Raw genomic sequence first — 346 nt, 5'->3', positions numbered from 1 at the left:
AATATATTGCTTATTTCTTTGTCAGTAACAAATCCAGTTATTTCAAAATTAATTTTATTTGTCAACAATACTTTTCTCCATTCTTCTATTGCAACTCCACAGTGGCCAATAAATACAAACCTTAATATTCTTTTTTCTTTTGATTCAAATAAAACTAGTTTCAATTCCTCAATAAATTTTTCTACTGGCGCTCCGTAATGAATACTTCCAAAAATACAGAATTTCAATTCAAAATCAGTTGTGATTTTTCCTAAAGATGATCCGTTATTTTTAATTATATTACTAAATAAAGGCAATACCCGCGCTTTAAATCCCAAATTTGCAATTTTTGATTGATATAAATCGG

The 346-nt window shown here is 27.2% G+C and carries 1 protein-coding gene; it reads right to left on the bottom strand.

Annotated elements, in window-relative coordinates:
• Positions 1 to 317 (bottom strand): hypothetical protein (locus EKL98_RS17940; protein ID WP_199740747.1); only part of this gene is annotated, 317 nt, incomplete at its 3' end.
• Between the last annotated feature and the right edge of the window lie 29 nt (positions 318 to 346).

The sequence above is a fragment of the Flavobacterium bomense genome (assembly GCF_003970355.1).
This window is presented reverse-complemented; position numbering and strand designations above follow the sequence as displayed.